The organism is Pedobacter sp. Leaf216, from assembly GCF_001421515.1.
Taxonomy (GTDB): domain Bacteria; phylum Bacteroidota; class Bacteroidia; order Sphingobacteriales; family Sphingobacteriaceae; genus Pedobacter.
The window spans coordinates 261,162-278,692 of the sequence record NZ_LMKM01000033.1; the positions used below are offsets into that span (position 1 = coordinate 261,162).

Below are 17,531 nucleotides of genomic sequence, written 5' to 3' on the forward strand. Positions count from 1 at the left end.
TGACTTTGGACAGGTCTTATAAAAATAAATAATTACAAACTTAAATTCCCCCTTTAGGGGGCTAGGGGGTAAAATGTCAAAAACATTAGTAGAAAAAATTTGGGATGCTCACGTTGTAAAAAGTGAAGAAGGATTTCCTGATATTTTATACATTGATACACACTTAATACACGAGGTAACCTCTCCACAGGCATTTGATGGCTTGCGTAAAAGAGGTTTACCTGTTTTCAGACCAAAGCAAACTGTAGCCACTGCTGATCATAACGTGCCTACGTTAAATCAATTGCTGCCCATTAAAGAAGAGCTTTCGCGCTATCAGGTAGATATGCTTACCAAAAACTGTGCAGAATTCGGAATAGAATTATATGGTTTAGGGCATCCTTTTCAAGGCATTGTACATGTTATCGGCCCTGAATTGGGCATTACATTACCGGGTAAAACAATGGTTTGCGGCGATAGTCACACCTCAACTCATGGTGCTTTTGGTGCCATTGCATTTGGTATCGGTACTTCTCAGGTAGAGCAGGTTTTTGCAACACAATGTTTGTTGCAGTCTAAACCTAAAACCATGAAAATTGAAGTTAATGGCGAACTCGGAAAAGGCGTTGGTGCGAAAGACATTATATTATACATTATAGCCAAAATTTCTGCCGCTGGTGGTACAGGTTATTTTATCGAATATGCAGGTTCGGCAATTGAAGCTTTGAGTATGGAAGCCCGGATGACGATCTGTAACATGAGTATCGAAATGGGTGCACGTGGTGGATTAATTGCACCAGATCAAACCACTTTCGATTACATTAAAGGAAGAGAATTTGCTCCCACAGGCGAAGAGTGGGATAAGGCATTGGCTTATTGGAAAACATTATATAGCGATGCTGACGCTAAGTTCGACAGCGTTTTAACATTCGATGCCGCAGATATTGCACCAATGATTACTTATGGTACAAACCCTGGCATGGGAATGGGCATTCAGGAACATATTCCAGCCACTGGCGCACAACCGGAAAAAGAAAAACTCTCGTACCAGAAAGCTTTGGATTACATGGGTTTTGACGATGATTCTTCATTAATAGGAAAACCTGTTGATTATGTTTTTATTGGAAGTTGCACCAACTCACGCATTGAAGATTTACGCGAAGTTGCCGATTTTGTTAAAGATAAACGCAAAGCAGATAATGTTACCGTTTGGATTGTTCCAGGTTCGAAACAAGTAGAACAACAAGCTAAAAACGAAGGTTTGGACAAAATTTTTGAAGCTGCTGGTTTTCAATTACGCGAACCAGGCTGTAGTGCTTGCTTGGGCATGAACGAAGATAAAATCCCGGCTGGTAAATATTGTGTATCAACTTCGAACAGAAACTTTGAAGGCAGACAAGGGCAAAATGCACGTACGCTATTGGCCAGTCCACTTACAGCAGCAGCAGCAGCCGTAACAGGAAGAATAACCGACGTAAGGGAATTTCTGGAGAAAGCTTAACCCCTAAATCCCCTAGAGGGACTTAACAAGATGAATAATAATACTACCAGCACTCAATCAAAAGCCCCTTTAAGGGGGTTGGGGGTTCTAGAAGTTGCCATATTAAATGTAAAAGCCGGTTTATCGGCTGATTTTGAAATAGCTTTTAGCGAAGCACAAAAAATCATTTCCTCGATGGAAGGTTACATTTCGCATCAGCTTCAGAAATGTGTAGAGGTAGAAAACAAATATATTCTGCTGGTAAACTGGGAAACACTGGAGGCACATACCGAAGGTTTCAGAGGATCAACAGCATACCAGGAATGGAAAAAGTTATTGCACCACTTTTATGATCCTTTCCCAACAGTTGAACACTTTACCAAGGTAGAAGGCTAAAGGTTTATAGTAAATATTAAATCAATGAAAATCACCTCAATTGGTGAAATCATTTAATCTGTGTAATCATCATTAATAATGAAAAAATTCACAAAGTTAACATCGGCAGTAGTGCCATTAAATATAGAAAACATCGATACCGATCAGATCATCCCTGCAAGGTTTCTAAAAGCAACCACCCGCGAAGGCTTCGGAGAAAACTTGTTCCGCGATTGGCGTTATGAAAACGATAACCAGCCCAAAGCTGATTTCGTGATGAACAACCCAACCTATAGCGGTCAGGTTTTAGTGGCAGGAAAAAACTTTGGTTGTGGTAGTAGCCGTGAGCATGCCGCATGGGCTATTCAAGATGCTGGTTTTGATGCCGTAATCAGCAGCTTTTTTGCAGATATTTTTAAGGGTAATGCCTTAAATAATGGTTTATTGCCCATTCAAGTGAGCGAAGAATTCTTATCGCAGATTTTCCAGGCGGTTGATCAAAATCCAAAATCAGCATTAGAAGTTGATTTAGAAAACCAAACCGTTACCATTATCGAAACCGGGGCTACTGAATCATTCGAGATCAATCCTTACAAAAAATCATGCTTGATTAACGGTTATGATGATATCGATTTCATCTTAAATCAAAAACAATTAATTAAAGAATTCGAACAAGCAAGATAATGTTTAAGCCATTCGTTCACATACAGCATTTAAATTTAAGTTACCACAACAAGGTGGTGCTAAAGGATTTGTATTGGGAAATGAATATTACCGAAAACTATGTAATTGGCGGTAAAAGCGGAACAGGAAAAACTTCTTTAGCCAAAGCAATTGCAGGTTTAATATCAGCTCAGGGAAGTATTGAGATTGATTTTGATGCTTTGAGTAAGCTTCCAAAAGAAGTGCTTTATGTAGATAGCTGGTATCAGTTTAAAAACCTCGAAGGAGTTGCCAATTTTTATTACCAACAACGTTATACCAGTCAGCAGGCTAAAGATACATTAACCGTTCATGCAGAATTGGTTGGTTATGGTAAAGAAAAAGGCTTACACTTCGATCAGGTTGAACCAATTTTAGAAGCCTTAGGCTTTGCAACATTTGCCAGTTCGCAATTGATCGAATTATCAAGCGGAGAGCATAAAAAACTGCAACTCGTTAAAGCCTTATGGTTAAAACCGCAATTGTTGATCATCGATCAGCCTTATACCGGTTTAGATGCAGCTTCGCGCAAAAATCTGAACATTTTACTAGATCATATTGCAGAAGAAGGTGTTCAATTGATTTTAATTTGCAACGATATTGAATTACCAAACTGTATAACATCTTTTGCCGAAATAAGAGATGGGAAATTAGTTAAAGTAGATGCTTTAGAAAGTTTAGCTTATGAAATCCATTTAAGAGAGATTCCACAATTCTTAAAAGAATCGCCTGTTTACAGCTCCCAAAATATTGTAAAAATGGTTAATGTAAACATCAGCTATGGCGAGAAACAGGTACTAAAAAATATCAACTGGGAAGTTAAGGCAGGAGAAAAATGGCTTTTACAAGGCCATAACGGTTCAGGAAAATCCACTTTGTTGAGTTTAGTAAATGGCGATCATCCACAATCTTATGCCAACGAACTTTATTTATTTGGCAACAGAAGAGGAAGCGGTGAAAGCATTTGGGATATTAAACAACATATTGGCTTAATTTCGCCAGAGTTTCACTGGTATTTTGATGCCTCTGCAACTGTATGGCAAAGTATTGCCTCAGGTTTTTATGATACCGTAGGTTTGTTTCAGCAGTTGCCATATACCAAAAGCAGCCAGGTTGATGAACTGGTAGCATATTTTGGCCTTACCGAAAACAAAAATGAATTATTAACCGCACTTCCTCTCGGTAAACAGCGATTGGTACTTTTAGCGCGGACGATTATAAAAAATCCGGAACTATTAATTCTGGATGAACCTTGCCAGGGTTTAGACCAACAGCAAACACAACATTTTAACCAGTTGGTTGATGAATTGTGCAGCAATGGAATGACCTTAATTTATGTTGGCCACTTTGAATCGCAGCTGCCAACCTGCATTGAAAAAAGAATATTGTTAGAAAAAGGCGAAGTAAAAGTCGTCGAAAGTTTAAACACAGAAATATTAAGCTGATGCAAGCTTAGCCACAGAAACACGGTGAACACGGAAACAAAATTTTCTGTGATTTATATGCTTCCGTGGCAACCAATAAGCAATTGCAAAGCAAAAGAGGAGTAAACAATGAAGAAGAACATTTTAGTAATACCTGGAGATGGTATCGGACCCGAAGTTACCACTTGGGGAAAAGCAGCATTAGAAAAAATTGGCGAAATTTTCGGACATGAATTTACGTTCGAAGAAGCTTTAATGGGCCATGCGGCCATTGAAGTTACAGGCGAGCCATTACCTGATGAAACTTTGGAAAAAGCAAGACAAAGTGATGCAATCCTTTTTGGTGCAATTGGCCATGCCAAGTACGATAACGACCCAAGTTTAAAAGTTCGACCGGAACAAGGTTTATTAAAAATCCGTAAAGAACTGGGTTTATTTGCCAACCTCCGCCCGATATTACTATTTGATGAACTTCTTCAGGCATCAAGCATAAAACCAGAAATTTTAAGAGGCACCGATATTTTATTCTTCCGCGAATTAACTGGAGATGTATATTTCGGCGAAAAAACACGCTCAGAAGATCGCAATACTGCTTCAGATTTAATGATTTATCACCGCTATGAGGTAGAACGCATTGCGCATAAAGCTTACCAGGCGGCCCAGCAACGTAACAAAAGATTATGTTCAGTAGATAAAGCAAATGTTTTGGAAAGTTCGCGCTTATGGCGCGAAACCGTTCAGGAAATTGCAAAACAATACCCTGATGTAGAAACTGAACACATGTTTATTGATAATGCAGCCATGCAATTGATTAAAAATCCTAAAAAATTCGACGTGGTTTTAACTGCCAATTTATTTGGAGATATTTTAACAGATGAGGCCTCGCAAATTGCAGGATCGATGGGTATGCTGGCCTCGGCATCTGTAGGCGAAAGCACAGGTTTTTTCGAACCCATTCACGGTTCCGCACACGATATTGCAGGCAAAGATTTAGCCAATCCATTGGCTTCTATCCTATCGGCAGCATTAATGTTAGAAATTGGTTTCGGCCTAAAAGAAGAAGCCAAATTACTGGTTGATACCATCGATCAGGTTTTGAAAGATGGTTTTAGAACACACGATATTGCCGACCAAAACACAAACCGATTTAAAGTTTTAGGCACAGCCGAAATGGGCAAATTGGTACTTAAATTCTTATCCCAAAAATTAATCACATCCTAAACTTAAGATTATGATTCACGACCCGAACAAAGTTTATATTTTCGACACGACATTGCGTGACGGCGAGCAGGTTCCAGGCTGCCAGTTAGATACAAACCAAAAAGTAGAAATCGCTAAATCACTTGAGCTTTTAGGTGTTGATGTGATTGAAGCAGGTTTCCCGGTATCTAGTCCCGGAGATTTTAATAGCGTAATCGAATTGTCAAAAGCGGTAACCAACCCGATTATCTGCGCATTAACCCGTGCAAATAAAAATGATATCGATGTTGCTGCAGATGCCTTACGCTATGCAAAAAGACCGCGTATCCACACCGGAATCGGTTCTTCTGATTTCCATATCAAACATAAATTTAACAGTACCCGCGAAGAAATTTTAGAACGTGCTGTTGAAGCCGTAAGGTATTCGAAAAAATTTGTAGAAGATGTTGAGTTTTATGCAGAAGATGCAGGCCGTGCAGATATTGAATTTTTAGCTAAAATGGTCGAAGCAGTAATTGCTGCAGGTGCAACTGTGGTAAATATTCCAGATACCAACGGTTATTGCTTGCCTGATCAGTATGGCTCTAAAATTCTTTACTTAAAAGAAAACGTAAAAAATATCGATAAAGCTATAATCTCGGTGCATTGCCACAACGATTTAGGCTTGGCTACAGCAAACTCTATTGCTGGCTTACAAAATGGTGCCCGCCAGGTAGAATGTACCATTAACGGCATTGGAGAGCGCGCAGGCAATACATCTATGGAAGAAGTCGTCATGATTTTAAAAACGCATAAGATTTTGGGGTTAAACACTCAAATTGATGCTACCCGTTTTTATGAAATGAGCCATATGGTACGTAACCAAATGAATATGCCAGTACAACCAAATAAAGCAATTGTTGGTGGAAACGCATTTTCTCATAGTTCCGGTATCCACCAGGATGGTTTCTTAAAAAATCGTGAAAACTACGAAATCATTAAACCCGAAGATGTTGGTTTCCCCGATGCAACAATTGTATTAACAGCAAGAAGCGGTCGCCATGCACTAAAACACCATTTAGACCGTTTAGGCCATAAATTGGAAAAAGATCATTTAGATATTGTTTACAAACAGTTTTTGGTTTTAGCCGATGGCAAACAAGGCATTAACGATTATGATTTAAACCAATTGGTTGCTTTACATTTGGCGTAACCCTTTTAGGGTTTAGTGGTAAGAGGTTAGCGTTTAAATTTAACGCATTGACTTAAGTTCTCTAAACCTGATCCGATAGCTAAAGGATGAATGGGCATGAAGCGCAGCTGAATAAAATGTAAAGCAGAACAGCTGCAACCAATGGAATACCAAACCCTGCTTTACAAAAAAATGAAAGAGAATATCAGTGCTGCTCATCAATACTTAACACACTGAACTAACTCTACCCGATACTAAAACAATGAATACTACAACACCGAATACATTAGATTTTCAGTCTGCCGCTCAACGGTTAAAGGGCGTAGTTAAGCGTACACCCTTAGAGTTTAATGCCGGGCTTTCTGCACATTACAATGCAAACATTTACCTTAAAAGGGAAGATTTGCAAATTGTACGATCATATAAATTGCGTGGTGCTTACAACAAAATCAGCTCCTTGCCTCAAGATGCATTAATTAACGGCGTTGTTTGTGCAAGTGCAGGTAACCATGCACAAGGTGTAGCCTATTCATGCAAAAAACTGGGTATTAAGGGGGTAATTTTTATGCCCGAAATTACGCCTAAACAAAAGGTTAAACAAACTTATATGTTTGGTGGCGACAGTGTGGAAGTAATTTTGGTGGGTGATACTTTTGATGATTGTTTGAAAGAAGCCCTGGCATATAGCGCAGAAAAATTGGCAACTTTTATCCCACCATTTGATGATGAAAAAGTAATTGAAGGACAAGCAACCGTAGGTATAGAAATTTACGAAGACTTGCCAGATCTGGATATGGTAGTGATGCCTGTTGGTGGTGGTGGATTAGCTTCTGGAGTGAGTGCTTACATGAAAACCGTTAAGCCCGATGTAAAATTGGTTGGTGTTGAGCCACTTGGAGCACCCTCAATGGTAACAGCAATGGAACACGGCGGGCCTTTTACTTTAGAAGAGATTGATCGTTTTGTGGATGGTGCAGCTGTAAAGCGAATTGGCCACATTACTTACGAATATTGCAAGGAACTGCTGGATCAGATGCATTTAATTCCAGAAGGAAAAATCTGTACCACAATATTAAAATTATATAATGAAGATGCAATTGTTGTAGAACCTGCCGGAGCACTCTCTGTAGCTGCATTAGATCAACTGAGAGACCAGATTGCAGGTAAAACAGTAGTTTGTATCGTTAGCGGAGGAAATAACGACATAGAGCGCATGCAGGAGATTAAAGAGAAATCTTTACTTTTCGAAGGCTTGAAACACTATTTTATTGTCCGTTTTCCGCAAAGACCAGGAGCTTTAAAACTGTTCGTAAATGAGGTTTTAGGTCCACAGGATGATATTACCCGCTTCGAATTTATTAAAAAAACAAATAAAGAAAACGGACCTGCATTGGTTGGCATCGAACTTTCTAACAAAAATGATTATGCGAGTTTATTGCAACGTATGAAAGATTTTAAATTCGAGATTATTGAGCTGAATCAAGACCAAACTTTGTTTGAATATTTGGTTTGACATTATTTAACCGTATATATATTTCCGTCATTTCGAGCGGAGTGCAACGAAGTCGAGAAATCTGTTAAGCATAGATCTCTCCATTCCACTGCGTTCCAGTCGAGATGGCGATTTTTTTTAACGCAAAAAAATAAAAAAAATGAATTTCAAAGATTTAAGCAACAAAACATTAATTGCTGACAGCGATATTGATTGGGAAGATTTAGGTGCTGGCGTTAAACGCAAAATTATGGCTTACGATGAAAATTTGATGCTTGTTAAAGTGGCATTTGAAAAAGATGCCATTGGCTCGATTCACAATCATCCTCATTTACAAATGAGTTATGTTGCAAAAGGGAGTTTCGAGGTAACAATGGGCGATGATAAGAAGATTTTAAATGAAGGAGACGTTTTCTTTGCCCCTTCTAATATTTTCCATGGTGTGGTTTGCCTGGAAGATGGATTGTTGATCGATATTTTTAATCCGCATCGGGAAGATTTTTTGAAGTAAGACTGGTGATCGTCATTTCGAGCGGACCTGATAGCTATCGGATGCAACGCAGTTGAGAACCACGGAGTGCTCAGCGAAGCTAGATCTATCTAAAGAGCCTTTTTGATTTAGATCTCCCGCTCCACTGCGTTCCGGTCGAGATGACGACATTACGTGTGCAAATCGCTAGGAACCTTACACCCTCAACCTTGCACCTTAAACCTATTCAAAAGTAAACCTCACATTTTTATAGCCCAATCCTTCAATAATTGGCTTAAGCACAGTTGTTGCATTAGTTTTGGTTTGCGTTAAATACTCGATTTCTTAACTTCTGCAGTCACCTGTCTTTCTGCAGCTTTATACGCTTCATCTACCAAACCAGCTTCGCGGAAGAAAGCCATCTTCGTGTCGTAAACACGAGAGTTTTTATGGTCGATTTTTACGTAACAAATTTCGGGCTGTGGTAAATTTACTACAGCGGTGTCCGCATCAATCTCAATATCTTCGCGGGTAATTTTTGTTAAGTCGATACAGCCTACTGCTTCGGCTTTAACGATCAATAAAACACTGGCTTCGGGTAAAAAATCCGTTTTATTTTTGTGTTCCAGAACATCGCTGATCTGATACCTTACCAGCTCCAATTTGCCAATGGCCTCAATTTTCTCAACCAGAAGCTGATGTTTGCTCTCTACAGAGGTATTGATGCTAAACTTTTTAGAGATAAATAAGTATCCTGCAACGATTAAAATTAACCAGGGTAAGAGGCGAAAAAAGAGCTTCATATTTTAAAAAAATAGGGTACCAACATTTGTGTATTTAATCTGTTGCACAATAATTAATCCATAAATCTTCAATTCTATTTTTTTGGCAGAAGATTTGTAATACCAATATCACACACAAATAAAAACTAATCAACATGAAAAAATTTACCATCTTAATGCTTTGCATTGCCACACTAGGTCTGGCTTCTTGCAAAAAAGAACCAATTGTTCAATCTAGCAATGCAATTTTAACCGTGGTTAAAGATGTATCTACTAATGCCTGGGTATTGAGTAATGACGGCAAAACATTCTCCGCTGATATTGCCGTTCCCCAGATCGATCAGTACCATATTGACAATGAAGGAACTTTGGTTTACATTTCATACAATAACGGTGCAAGTTATATCGCATTACCTTTTGTTTATAATGTAGATGCCTATAGCTATGAAGTATATAACGGTGGAGTATCTATCGATGTACAAAGTTCAGATTATCAAGCAACAACTCCGATTAAACCTACATCAACTGTAAGGGTAAAAATTGTGCTTGTTGGAAATGATTTATAGGTAATTTAAAACTCTAAAAAACGACTGATGTTCAGCTGAACGTGGTCGTTTTTTTTATGTTCTCCCCTATTTAGTTGTAATGCGCGGATATTCACACCATTTCGTTCCAACAGCAACTCATCATAAAAACCTTTATAGTATACATCTTTTACTTCAAAACGCCTGCTATTCCAGTTGCTGCTGGTTTCAGCCCATTCTGGATAAAATACAACGAATTCTTTTTCAGTTTTTAAACCGATTTTTTCGGCATCGGCTTTAGGTAAAACAACTGCGTTACCTAAAATTTGAGCAGTGTAAATGTGTTTTGGATGCTGGTAAATTTCAGATGGCTTGCCCGTTTGTAATAACTCGCCGTTTTTTATAATCAGTAATTGATCGGCCAGGAATAAACCATCAGCAGGGTCGTGTGAAACCAAAATTACGGTAACACCAGTTTCTGAAGCTACACGCTTAATATCGGCACGCAGCTGGTTTTTAAGCAGCGCATCAACCTGACTAAAAGGTTCATCCAGCAATAAAACCTGGGTATCTGCAACCATTGCTTTGGCTATGGCTACACGCTGCTGCTCCCCACCACTTAACTCGATGATTTTTTTATTTTGCAGCGGTAAAATCCGAAGGTGCTCCATAATTTGAAGCGTTTTTTCGGCTTTGGTTTTTAGGTCGGTATTCGATAGCTGTGAGGCAATATTATCGTAAACTTTCGCATAAATATTTAGCGAAAAATCCTGCGTAACCATTTTCATCTGTTTGTGGCCTGGAATCAATTGTTCATCAGGCCCCTTAACCCTTTGATCTTCGAAAAATATTTCACCTGAATCGGTTTTTAACAGCCCATAAATAGATTTAAGTAAGGTAGATTTACCGCTACCACTCTCGCCGATAATGGCAACTACATCACCTCTTTTAATGTCAAAACTTACATTTTTGATTCCACCGGCCTGCTCTGCCTGATATTGTTTGGTTAAATTTTTAACGCTGATTAGGGTATTGCTCACGTGGTAAAGATAAGAAAAAGGCGGAGGGTTTTGAGGCAAAGGGTATAAGGTTACAACTTGTATAATTGTTAATATTTTATTTAGAGATTCCCAAAAACGGTAATTATCTTTAAATCAAATAAATACAAAGACATGAAGGCTAAAATCACACTAATTCTTGATGATGCTGTTATAGAGCAGGCTAAAATTTATGCGGAAGAGCGAGGAATAAGTTTAGATGAATTTATGGAGAATTGCTTTAAGTCTTTGATCGATGAGAATAATCCTACTGAAACAATATAACAAAAAATCCTGTCTCGCCTAACCGAAACAGGATCTGTTTTATTTGTGCATTAAGTCCCCTTTAGGGGATTTAGGGGTTTAATTTAATCCGAAGGTAACCCCGAAGCTCATATTTTTTAAGCCAGCTTGTTGCGAAGTTGTAAACATATCGTTAAAGTAATATTTGGTAAATAATCCTATACCACCATAGCCAAATCTAACTGTACCACCGTAACGAACCGATTGAAAATGGTAACTATCATATTGTTTTTCTTTGCCGCGTTCTTCACTAATCTGTTTAATTTTTCCGTTTAACAAAAAGCTAACTTCCGGACCTAACACTAGGTAAAATCTTTTACCGTTTTTGTTTTCGCTCGTACGGAATTCAAAGTTTAACGGAATGTGCACATAGCTGCTTGAAAAGCGGTTTTTAGAAAAATGTATTGGAGATTGATCAGTATAAACAAACTCGTTAGAATTTTTAGCGATCGTAATGTCTTTTCTTAAACGAATTAAGGTCCAATCGAAACCACCGGCTACATAAACTTTAAAGTTAGAATTAAAACGGTAGCCAAACTGTAGGATATCGAAAGAGAAAGTACTTGTTTTTCCCCCTTTGTAATCTAAAAAGTCATTATTCGGAGATAAATTAAAACTTCCATTGTCTATTAGTCTTGAGAATCCCCAATCTACCCTTGTAAAAGTAATTCCACCTACAAAGCGGCCTTTTTTAGCTGAATCGGCTGATTTTGTTTTAATCATAATACCATGACCTTCGCTGTAATCCATTTTCTTTTTGGTACTATCTTGTTGTGCAAAAGCACCTGGAGCCATAACACTGGCAAGCCCGCTTACCAAAAGTGTTGTAAATATTAGACGTTTCATATATGTGTGTATTATTGAATTATGGAGTGAGTGAATTATTGAATGTTAGAAAGTTTAATGTAATATTTAAGGTTATGATACTAGCAACTATGAACTGATAATGAAAACTGATTACTTCTTGCGTTTTCCTATTTTAAACGGACCGATATTGATTGATGATAAAGAAGAGTCGTCATCATCAGTACGGAACTGAATTAACTTATCTTTTCTTTTATCCATTTTATTAACGATCAGATTCACTACGTCGCCAACATTACGGATATTTTTGATACTCTGTTCATTATCGTTAATGGCTTCATCTGTTTTAACAGGTGTTGCAATAGCCGCGGTTACAACTTCTTGTTTTGGCTGTAAAATCGCCTCTTCAATTTTTGTCTTGATGTCTTTTTTAGGCTCATCTACTTTAGCTATGTTTGTTTCTTGCTTTTGCATTTCAGGAGCCGTAACAATGCTTTTTTGCTCCACAACTGGCTTAACCTTTTGTTTTACCTTTGTTTTGGCAATAGCACTTATCGCTTTACGTTCAACTGGTAAAACTGGTGCAATATTTTCTATTATTTTAGTTGCTGTATCTATAACAACTGGTAACTGCGTTTCTGGCTTTGTTTTTTCAATGGAGTTATTGGCCAGTTGTTTGCTTTCAATCGTGCTATAATGTTGCTGATAAATTAAAATACCAATGGTGGCGATCAATAACACGGCTGCTGCTGATAGCCAGTAAATTGGCACGATTCTTTTTTTCTTAGGTGTTATTTCGCTTTCAATATTGCTCCATAAATCTCTAGAAGGTGTTACTTCAGCATCAGCAAAAGCATCCTTAAATAACTGATCAAAATCCTTATCCCGTATAGGTTGCATAACCAAATCCCTCCATTTTTATAATTTCTTCTTTTAATATTGCTCTTGCTCTTGATAATTGCGATTTACTCGCGCCTTCTGAGATACCAAGCGTTTCTCCAATTTCTTTGTGCGAATAACCTTCTATCACGTACATGTTAAAAACCATGCGGTAACCATCTGCCAGTTTTTGTATTACCTTCATTAAATCCTGCATCCCTAAAGTGCCAAAATCAAATCCGGTTGATGGCTGTTCGTAAGCTTCATCTATTTCTACCACATTTAAGCTGCGTAAATTTTTACGGTAACTTTCAATTGCAGTATTTACCATAACCCTTCTAATCCAGCCTTCAAAAGAACCATCCCCTCTATACTCCTTAATTTTCTGAAAAATTTTAATGTACCCCATTTGCAGCACATCTTCTGCCTCCATTCTATCTTTTGCGTAGCGCATGCATACGGCCAACATTTTCGATGCAGTTTGCTTGTAAAGCAGCTCCTGCATCTTCCGGTCGCCAGCTTTGCAGCCTTCCATCAAATCGTTTATCGTATAGCTTCGCGTCAATTTCATTGTGTGTTTGTATATAGAAGATGGGCAATTACAAACAATGGTTGCATGAGGAGAGAAAAAAAGTTAAATAAAGTTAAAATCGTTACTCTACCTATTGATAATCAATAAGATATAGTTAAAATAAATTTCAAGAAAGATATAAATTTTATTTGAAAATGAACATGCAGTATTTCATCGGGAGCAGCAGTCCCGCTATTCGCTACTTCCGATGAAAAATCGGAATCGCTGCTATCGGGTTTAAAAACCATGGAACAGTTTAAAAATAAAAAACCTCGCAGGTTTTGAAAACCTGCGAGGTTTGAAATCGGGTATGGGTTTAATCACCCTAAGCGTTATACCTCTTACTGCTCATTTTTCTTCACCTTAAACAATTTGAAATCCTGTTTGTAGGTCAAAAAGAATGAATGGTTAAACTGAAGCTGTTTATCGGTATGGTCTAAATCTATATGTGGCTCAAAACGAACATCAAGGTATAAATGTGGAATCAGCTCTTTTTGGTAAGCATAACGCAAGGAAACAATGTTTCTGGCACTTTGCTTTAAGCCCGGGCTATATAGGTTATCAGAAACAGATTCGTAAAGCGGCATACCTTTAATTGAAATGAAGTTATTTCCTTTCCAGTATGAAGCTACTAAACTTCCCCATTTACTTTCTACACCTGCATTTAACCATAAACCAAAGCCATCTTGGTAAGCTCTTCTTTTATCTGGTGAAAAATCTTTATACACCGCAATATAGTTATCGGTATATACCTGTTTAATATTGGTATTAATTGCTTTATGCAGCTTTAAACCAGTTGCACCATTAAACATGGTGGTAATTGGAATTTCTTTCAGCACATCAATTTGCCCACCCTGGTGGAATGCTAAAAACTGTGCTGGTAAACTAAATTTCCATCCATTACCTTCCGCAATGGTACTTTCGGTAGATAACCCACCAATAATTTCTTCTTTAGCAGGATCACCTTTGTAAATCATTTTTTGCCAGGCAATCCAGGCATCCAATGTAAACTTTTTACGCTCTACCAATAATTGTGTACCATATTCAATCGGTGTAGTTATCGTCCTTTCAAAATCGTATAAAGGCTCGATATATTTGTGCTGAATGTTACCTTCTAAACTTCCGAAAATTAAAGTGAGGTTTCTTTTATGGTATTTAACACTGAATAATGGTTTCGCATCAGAAATTCCGTTTCTACCAAAATCCTTTCTTATAGAAGCACCTGCGGTAATTGCCAGATTTGGATGTGCATAATAAACGATTTGAGGCTGCAACTGCGTTCCGTACAATGTATAACCATCATGAAAATCGTTGGTATACTCGTAATTACGGACAAAATTTAAATTGTAAAAATTGAAATGAACCTCATTGGTTAAACTGCTATCCGGACGGATTCTGTTTTCGAAAGCCGATTGATTAAACTGAGCTGAAGCAAAATAAGAACTGAGGAGAAAAGTTATTAATAGTGAGGTCCTTTTCAGACCTGGGCTTGTAAACATGTGCTTGGATTTTATCGCCCAAATTTAGAATAGTTTTTGGTTTATTTAACCGCAAAGCACGCGAAGTTTACGCAAAGGAAACAAAGTTAATCGGGTTAACCACCAAGGCACAAAAAACACAAAGTTTGCAATACGCTCAATTAGAAATAAAATTGTTGGTTATATACTATGGCTAAAAATTATTCGCCACGCTTTTTACGGTAGTTTTTATACAGTTTAACTGCAATCATAATGGCCATTGCAACGCCCATTATTCCGATTAAACCATAAATCCAATTAATTGCACTTTTAAGAATTACAATAAATACAATCGCAATCATAAATATTGTAGCCAATTCGCGCCATAATCTTAATTGAAAGCTAGTTAATTTATATTGGTCGTTTTTAAGCTGTTTAACGATGTTTTGACAAACGAAATGATAGATGAGCAATCCGATTACAAAACCAAGCTTAACCCACATCCAGTCGGCCTGGAGCAAACCTTGGTTTAATGTGAGCATAGCAACTCCCGCCAAAACAGAAATAATCATTGCTGGTGTAGCAATAATTTTCCATAAAGTGGCTTCCATTTTAACAAACTGTTTTTGAAGAATACTCTTTTCAGGTTCAGGTTTATCCTTCGCTTCGGTATGGTAAATAAAAAGACTTAGGATGTAAAACAGTCCTGCCATCCAGCTAATCACGAATACGATATGTACTGCTTTGAAATATTGGTAATATGGCAATAAGGTTTCGATCATTATTTAATTTTATTCAGGATATAGGTATCAATCCAATTTGGGATATCGGTAAGTTGTAGATCTAATATGCCATCACAAATTTCGCCAACATAATTCTGTGTGTCGGAATTGTCCCAAAGATAAGTTTGATCCACCTTTTTAAGCATATCAATTAATAAGTCCATTGTCAAAAAATAGCGCTTTTCAACCTTTTCTGCATCAACCAAATGTCCTCCTTTCAAAACTCGATCCCTTACTCGTTCCACATTCATCTTTGGTGTTTCTGTACCAATAAAGTAAAGATATACCTTATAGTTATTAAGATGAGCAAAATCAATAAGATCTAATTTCGAGGGGTGTGAAAAAACCGTTTCAAAGCTAAATGACTTTTTAGTTTCAATTAATGAGTATCGAATAAAATCAGCGATAATGGCAAAATGATAAGAATTATAAATTGTTGAGCCAGATAGGGCTTTCACAATAACATTTTCTCTTACAGCCAAGTTCCAGGTATTTTGGTTAAATCCAGCTTTTATGAAAAGTCCATTTTTAAAGCAAAACGATTCAAAATCTTCATTAGTAGCGTCGATTTCAAAATTAGATAAATTTAAAAAATTCCTTTTTGTAAATTCTTCTTCCAATAAATCTGCATTAACAAAAATACGGGTAGAGAAATAGCTTGATTTTATAGAATCAAACAAAGTTGTTTTGCCAGAACCATTTGGTCCTGCAAAAATCCTTAATTTGGGCTGTTTGAGCATTAAAAAAGCTTAATTCTCTTAACAGAAACTCTTCTTTTTTTAAAATTACCCTCTGCTATCTTAACAATGTCACCATTATTAAATGTTCTATAAACGCCATCTGCTTTTACTTCTGTTCTACCTAAATTTAAAGCATCAACAACCCTTAGAACATCTTCCATCTTCTTATTAACTGCTTTAATTAATTGTTTAATTGGCAGTTTATCCTCATCATTTAACGATTTAACAGTCATGCTATTTCAGATATAAAGCTAATATACAAAAATCAAATGATTCAGTTAATACTTAAACTCCTTTACCACTTCAATGGCATACTTTACATTATCGAAAGGAATATCTGGCATAATGCCATGACCTAAATTGAAAATAAAGCCTTCGGTACCGCGCATGCGTTCGAATAATTTATGGATCTGTGCTTTAATTACTGCTTTATCTGCATATAAAATATGTGGATCTAAATTTCCCTGAACAGCAATACCCGCAGGCAAAGCATTTTTGATATTTAATAAATCAGCATTCCAATCTACTGAAATTACATCTGGCTTGGCCTCTGCCATAATTGGTGCAAAAACAGAACTTCCTTTACAGAAAGAAATTACCGGAATATCTTTTCTATTTAAGTTCGCAATGATTTCCTGGATATAACGGTGAGAAAACTCCTGATAATCGTTCCACGATAAGGCAAGTGCCCAACTATCAAAAATCTGAACAGCATTAACCCCCGCCGCAATCTGAAGATTTAGGTAATCTGCGGTTACTTTTGCAATCTTAGCTAAAAGTTTATGTGCCAATTCTGGCTGGTTGTGTATAAAAAGCTTGGTTAGTTTAAAATCTTTTGAAGAACCACCTTCAATTAAATAACTCATTACCGTAAATGGTGCTCCTGCGAAACCGATTAAAGGGATTCTGCTATCCAAACGCTGTTGAATTACTTTAATCGCATCAGCAACGTACTGCAACTCATCCAAACAATCTACATTTAGGTTTTCGATATCCTGGGCATTACGTACAGGGTTAGCAAACCTAGGACCAACACCTTGAGTAAAACTCAAATCGCCACCCATGGCCTCTCCGGTTACCAAAATATCACAGAATAAAATCGCTGCATCAATATCCAACAAATCAACAGGTAACATGGTCACATCTGCAGCAATTTCAGGAGTTTTGCACATCTCTAAAAAAGAGTACTTGTTTTTAATCTCCCAATATTGTGGCATAAAACGACCTGCCTGACGCATCATCCACACAGGTGGACGTTCGGTTTGTTTTGAAAATGCAGCGTCTAAAAATAAGTTATTCTTCATATTCTGTAGTAATATTCCACTTATCGTCATGCTGAATTTATTTCAGTATCTATATT

General features: G+C 37.3%; 20 protein-coding genes. 10 read left to right on the forward strand and 10 right to left on the reverse strand.

Translation table 11 applies throughout. The features are described from left to right. The first annotated feature begins 73 nt into the window (after positions 1 to 73). The 8 genes from leuC to ASE74_RS19450 all read left to right on the forward strand — a co-directional run bounded on the left by leuC (position 74) and on the right by ASE74_RS19450 (position 8,334). Positions 74 to 1,480 carry a 3-isopropylmalate dehydratase large subunit gene (leuC, locus tag ASE74_RS19415; protein WP_055912646.1) on the forward strand — a complete coding sequence of 469 codons (1,407 nt, stop codon included), beginning with the start codon at positions 74 to 76 and terminating at the stop codon, positions 1,478 to 1,480. 30 nt (positions 1,481 to 1,510) lie between these two features. Continuing rightward, a complete protein-coding gene (locus ASE74_RS19420; RefSeq protein ID WP_055912650.1) occupies positions 1,511 to 1,855 on the forward strand; it encodes an antibiotic biosynthesis monooxygenase in 345 nt (114 codons plus the stop codon). A gap of 78 nt (positions 1,856 to 1,933) precedes the next feature. After that, on the forward strand, positions 1,934 to 2,518 hold the full coding sequence (leuD, locus tag ASE74_RS19425; RefSeq protein ID WP_055912653.1) for a 3-isopropylmalate dehydratase small subunit: 585 nt from the start codon (positions 1,934 to 1,936) through the stop codon (positions 2,516 to 2,518). Beyond that, positions 2,518 to 3,981 carry an ATP-binding cassette domain-containing protein gene (locus ASE74_RS19430; protein WP_200912329.1) on the forward strand — a complete coding sequence of 488 codons (1,464 nt, stop codon included), beginning with the start codon at positions 2,518 to 2,520 and terminating at the stop codon, positions 3,979 to 3,981. The genes leuD and ASE74_RS19430 overlap by 1 nt, the downstream gene beginning before the upstream one ends. 108 nt (positions 3,982 to 4,089) lie before the next feature. Then, complete coding sequence (gene leuB / locus ASE74_RS19435; protein ID WP_055912659.1) at positions 4,090 to 5,181, forward strand: 3-isopropylmalate dehydrogenase; 1,092 nt, start codon at positions 4,090 to 4,092, stop codon at positions 5,179 to 5,181. A gap of 10 nt (positions 5,182 to 5,191) precedes the next feature. Continuing rightward, on the forward strand, positions 5,192 to 6,352 hold the full coding sequence (locus ASE74_RS19440; protein WP_082458858.1) for a 2-isopropylmalate synthase: 1,161 nt from the start codon (positions 5,192 to 5,194) through the stop codon (positions 6,350 to 6,352). 241 nt (positions 6,353 to 6,593) lie between these two features. Further along, positions 6,594 to 7,844, forward strand: coding sequence for a threonine ammonia-lyase IlvA (ilvA, locus tag ASE74_RS19445; RefSeq protein ID WP_055912662.1), 1,251 nt, complete (start codon positions 6,594 to 6,596; stop codon positions 7,842 to 7,844). A gap of 139 nt (positions 7,845 to 7,983) precedes the next feature. Beyond that, positions 7,984 to 8,334, forward strand: coding sequence for a cupin domain-containing protein (locus tag ASE74_RS19450; protein WP_055912665.1), 351 nt, complete (start codon positions 7,984 to 7,986; stop codon positions 8,332 to 8,334). A 287-nt stretch (positions 8,335 to 8,621) separates the two neighbouring features. On the opposite strand, the gene ASE74_RS19455 is transcribed toward ASE74_RS19450, so the two are convergent. Then, complete coding sequence (locus tag ASE74_RS19455; RefSeq protein WP_235526170.1) at positions 8,622 to 9,095, reverse strand: DUF4230 domain-containing protein; 474 nt, start codon at positions 9,093 to 9,095, stop codon at positions 8,622 to 8,624. Positions 9,096 to 9,229: 134 nt separating this feature from the next. On the opposite strand from ASE74_RS19455, the gene ASE74_RS19460 reads away from it, so the two are divergent. Next, complete coding sequence (locus ASE74_RS19460; protein WP_157255485.1) at positions 9,230 to 9,640, forward strand: hypothetical protein; 411 nt, start codon at positions 9,230 to 9,232, stop codon at positions 9,638 to 9,640. A 5-nt stretch (positions 9,641 to 9,645) separates the two neighbouring features. Here ASE74_RS19460 and ASE74_RS19465 read toward each other — a convergent pair whose 3' ends face one another. Continuing rightward, positions 9,646 to 10,638, reverse strand: a complete 993-nt coding sequence (locus ASE74_RS19465; protein WP_055912671.1) for an ABC transporter ATP-binding protein — start codon at positions 10,636 to 10,638, stop codon at positions 9,646 to 9,648. 132 nt (positions 10,639 to 10,770) lie between these two features. Here ASE74_RS19465 and ASE74_RS24825 point away from each other — a divergent pair, with 132 nt between their 5' ends. Continuing rightward, positions 10,771 to 10,920 carry a DUF6364 family protein gene (locus tag ASE74_RS24825; protein WP_157255486.1) on the forward strand — a complete coding sequence of 50 codons (150 nt, stop codon included), beginning with the start codon at positions 10,771 to 10,773 and terminating at the stop codon, positions 10,918 to 10,920. Positions 10,921 to 10,998: 78 nt separating this feature from the next. On the opposite strand, the gene ASE74_RS19470 is transcribed toward ASE74_RS24825, so the two are convergent. From ASE74_RS19470 to hemE, 8 genes are all read right to left on the reverse strand, one after another. Continuing rightward, a complete protein-coding gene (locus ASE74_RS19470; protein ID WP_055912674.1) occupies positions 10,999 to 11,784 on the reverse strand; it encodes an outer membrane beta-barrel protein in 786 nt (261 codons plus the stop codon). Positions 11,785 to 11,895: 111 nt separating this feature from the next. Next, positions 11,896 to 12,642, reverse strand: a complete 747-nt coding sequence (locus ASE74_RS19475) for a hypothetical protein (RefSeq protein WP_055912676.1) — start codon at positions 12,640 to 12,642, stop codon at positions 11,896 to 11,898. After that, positions 12,623 to 13,192, reverse strand: coding sequence for an RNA polymerase sigma factor (locus ASE74_RS19480; RefSeq protein WP_025146912.1), 570 nt, complete (start codon positions 13,190 to 13,192; stop codon positions 12,623 to 12,625). The genes ASE74_RS19475 and ASE74_RS19480 overlap by 20 nt, the downstream gene beginning before the upstream one ends. A gap of 341 nt (positions 13,193 to 13,533) precedes the next feature. Further along, entirely contained in the window at positions 13,534 to 14,691 is a 1,158-nt protein-coding gene (locus ASE74_RS19485; protein ID WP_055912679.1) for a hypothetical protein, read from the reverse strand. 179 nt (positions 14,692 to 14,870) lie between these two features. Beyond that, positions 14,871 to 15,431 carry a CopD family protein gene (locus ASE74_RS19490; protein WP_055912682.1) on the reverse strand — a complete coding sequence of 187 codons (561 nt, stop codon included), beginning with the start codon at positions 15,429 to 15,431 and terminating at the stop codon, positions 14,871 to 14,873. After that, complete coding sequence (locus tag ASE74_RS19495) at positions 15,431 to 16,171, reverse strand: hypothetical protein (protein WP_055912684.1); 741 nt, start codon at positions 16,169 to 16,171, stop codon at positions 15,431 to 15,433. Before ASE74_RS19495 ends, ASE74_RS19490 begins: the two co-directional genes overlap by 1 nt. Further along, a complete protein-coding gene (locus ASE74_RS19500) occupies positions 16,171 to 16,404 on the reverse strand; it encodes a hypothetical protein (RefSeq protein ID WP_055912687.1) in 234 nt (77 codons plus the stop codon). The genes ASE74_RS19495 and ASE74_RS19500 overlap by 1 nt, the downstream gene beginning before the upstream one ends. Positions 16,405 to 16,449: 45 nt before the next feature. After that, entirely contained in the window at positions 16,450 to 17,475 is a 1,026-nt protein-coding gene (gene hemE, locus ASE74_RS19505) for a uroporphyrinogen decarboxylase (protein WP_055912690.1), read from the reverse strand. Positions 17,476 to 17,531 lie beyond the last annotated feature (56 nt).

Bases quoted from the DNA above. Each gene is read 5' to 3' on its own strand.
- leuC (WP_055912646.1), top strand. From the start codon at position 74: ATGTCAAAAACATTAGTAGAAAAAATTTGGGATGCTCACGTTGTAAAA.
- ASE74_RS19420 (WP_055912650.1), top strand. From the start codon at position 1,511: ATGAATAATAATACTACCAGCACTCAATCAAAAGCCCCTTTAAGGGGG.
- leuD (WP_055912653.1), top strand. From the start codon at position 1,934: ATGAAAAAATTCACAAAGTTAACATCGGCAGTAGTGCCATTAAATATA.
- ASE74_RS19430 (WP_200912329.1), top strand. From the start codon at position 2,518: ATGTTTAAGCCATTCGTTCACATACAGCATTTAAATTTAAGTTACCAC.
- leuB (WP_055912659.1), top strand. From the start codon at position 4,090: ATGAAGAAGAACATTTTAGTAATACCTGGAGATGGTATCGGACCCGAA.
- ASE74_RS19440 (WP_082458858.1), top strand. From the start codon at position 5,192: ATGATTCACGACCCGAACAAAGTTTATATTTTCGACACGACATTGCGT.
- ilvA (WP_055912662.1), top strand. From the start codon at position 6,594: ATGAATACTACAACACCGAATACATTAGATTTTCAGTCTGCCGCTCAA.
- ASE74_RS19450 (WP_055912665.1), top strand. From the start codon at position 7,984: ATGAATTTCAAAGATTTAAGCAACAAAACATTAATTGCTGACAGCGAT.
- ASE74_RS19455 (WP_235526170.1), bottom strand. From the start codon at position 9,095: ATGAAGCTCTTTTTTCGCCTCTTACCCTGGTTAATTTTAATCGTTGCA.
- ASE74_RS19460 (WP_157255485.1), top strand. From the start codon at position 9,230: ATGAAAAAATTTACCATCTTAATGCTTTGCATTGCCACACTAGGTCTG.
- ASE74_RS24825 (WP_157255486.1), top strand. From the start codon at position 10,771: ATGAAGGCTAAAATCACACTAATTCTTGATGATGCTGTTATAGAGCAG.
- ASE74_RS19470 (WP_055912674.1), bottom strand. From the start codon at position 11,784: ATGAAACGTCTAATATTTACAACACTTTTGGTAAGCGGGCTTGCCAGT.
- ASE74_RS19475 (WP_055912676.1), bottom strand. From the start codon at position 12,642: ATGCAACCTATACGGGATAAGGATTTTGATCAGTTATTTAAGGATGCT.
- ASE74_RS19480 (WP_025146912.1), bottom strand. From the start codon at position 13,192: ATGAAATTGACGCGAAGCTATACGATAAACGATTTGATGGAAGGCTGC.
- ASE74_RS19485 (WP_055912679.1), bottom strand. From the start codon at position 14,691: ATGTTTACAAGCCCAGGTCTGAAAAGGACCTCACTATTAATAACTTTT.
- ASE74_RS19490 (WP_055912682.1), bottom strand. From the start codon at position 15,431: ATGATCGAAACCTTATTGCCATATTACCAATATTTCAAAGCAGTACAT.
- ASE74_RS19495 (WP_055912684.1), bottom strand. From the start codon at position 16,171: ATGCTCAAACAGCCCAAATTAAGGATTTTTGCAGGACCAAATGGTTCT.
- ASE74_RS19500 (WP_055912687.1), bottom strand. From the start codon at position 16,404: ATGACTGTTAAATCGTTAAATGATGAGGATAAACTGCCAATTAAACAA.
- hemE (WP_055912690.1), bottom strand. From the start codon at position 17,475: ATGAAGAATAACTTATTTTTAGACGCTGCATTTTCAAAACAAACCGAA.